Below are 1,868 nucleotides of genomic sequence, written 5' to 3' on the forward strand. Positions count from 1 at the left end.
ATGCTTTTTTCACGATATTTATGAGAACGATATCAGAATATACCCCCAAAAATACTTCTCTCGTATCATTTCTTCTTTTTTGTCGAAATTCCTCTGTCACCCTTCAAAAATGTATACATATGGACGAACTTTTATGATGGAACAATTCCTTATATGTCCTTATATGTAAGAATGCTTCTTACTGCATCATTTTCCTTCTATAGGAACGAACTGATTCCGATACCTCATACTAACTCTTCAACAAGAAGAACCGTTAGGATTTTGCCTAACCGCCATTCATCTCCCACCTACTTATTGGACCATGTCCTACCCATTCCTTGAGGTGGGAGTTTTCTGTCGGGAAATGATAAAAGTGTCAACGTGCAAATTACTACTATATATTTTAATAATTGTTTCATAGATTCATTCCCTATATTGTGTATGTTTAATCCTGTATACCCCTACTATAAAATGGGCATGTGACATCTATTTTACAGAATGTAATTAAAGAATAAAAAGAGCTGACTTTTGTTAAACATACTATAATTCGAAGAGGATACTATATTCAATATAGGAGCATAAATCCAAACGACGATGAACTGGTAAATATACTGGCAGTATTCATACACAGTTAAGATAAACTGTGTATGAATCGAGTAAGATAATAGTTTATATATTTTTTCTGTTAAGTGGATCTTGATTTTCTGCTACTTATGTGTACCGTCACATGCCCATCAAGCTAATATTTTGAAATGTCCCCAAAACGAAAATTTTATTATTTTACAGTTATTTATGAGAGTTCAACTCATTTTTTTCGTTTTTGGAGCAACCCATTTCTTAAGTTGATGGGCATGTGACGAGAACCTAAAATGTATTCATTCATATTCACAGATGATGTCCTTTTAGTTGGATTTTTACGCTGAAACAGTAAGAAATTGTTGTTCTTGGCGCATTAATTTGATTTTTTATGGAAAGATATACTAGTAAGTATGCGATTTGAACGTTCTATTTTTTAGAGTATGACAGGAGGAGATTGAATATGGCGGAAATTGAAGTAGGCGAAATTTTTACCCTTAGCGATGAGAGTAATGAGGAGCAGGAAGTTGAAGTGCTCGGAACGATGAATGTCGAAGGAGCAGAATACATTGCTGTTGGCTTTGTAGAAGACATTCAAACGGAAACAGAGGAAGACATTGATATCTTCTTTTTAAAAGTAGAAGAAGATAGTGAATTCTCATACATTGAGAGTGACGAGGAATTTGAAAAAGTATCTGCTGCGTTTGAGAAAATTATGGATGAGCAAGAATAATATTGGTTGGACACAAGAGGGTGATGCATATCTGCCCTCTGTTTTTATATATAGGGGTACCGCCCCATCGCTATCAAGCTAAGCTCATACAACGTCAATTATAGTAGAGGTTATTTCTTTTTTCTAAAGGCTACGTGTAGGGAATTTAAAGATTTGCATACGAAATAAACCCTAATGGGTTTCATTTTTTTGATTTAAGCCGCTTGATTATCAGACATGGTACAATTGTAAACGACACCTAATATATCAAAGACTGTTTTCTTCTCATATCTATGAGATTTTCGCCCGTTTTGCTGTAGGAGGTTGAACAAGCGAATTAGAATCTTTGATAGCTCTTGGGTGTCTTTCTGTATAGCTTGGAAAAGAAGAAGAAAGTAATCTTTAATCATATATATGGCCTTATATTCACTCAGTTCTCGTTTCTTTTTTCTAAGAAGTAATTGCCGCATTTGAAACATGGTAGAAGAACAGAGTAGAATGGCAATCAGTTGCCCATACAAATGGCATTCCAACCGTTCTCGTTTTATCTTTTTACAATGATGAATATGAAAGAATGATTTCCACGTTTTAAATAAAATCT

At 34.3% G+C, this 1,868-nt stretch carries 1 protein-coding gene and 1 pseudogene; one reads left to right on the plus strand and one right to left on the minus strand.

What is annotated here, in order from left to right:
• Window positions 1–1,018: 1,018 nt before the first annotated feature.
• The gene (locus Y7E_RS0128530) at window positions 1,019–1,288 is read left to right on the plus strand and encodes a DUF1292 domain-containing protein (RefSeq protein WP_017154584.1); all 270 of its coding nucleotides are present in this window, start codon (window positions 1,019–1,021) and stop codon (window positions 1,286–1,288) included.
• Between the two features lie 194 nt (window positions 1,289–1,482).
• On the opposite strand, the pseudogene Y7E_RS34685 reads toward Y7E_RS0128530, so the two are convergent.
• A pseudogene (locus Y7E_RS34685) lies at window positions 1,483–1,868 on the minus strand (IS4 family transposase); the annotation flags it as partial.

This window comes from Bacillus bingmayongensis, assembly GCF_000299035.1.
Lineage (GTDB): Bacteria > Bacillota > Bacilli > Bacillales > Bacillaceae_G > Bacillus_A > Bacillus_A bingmayongensis.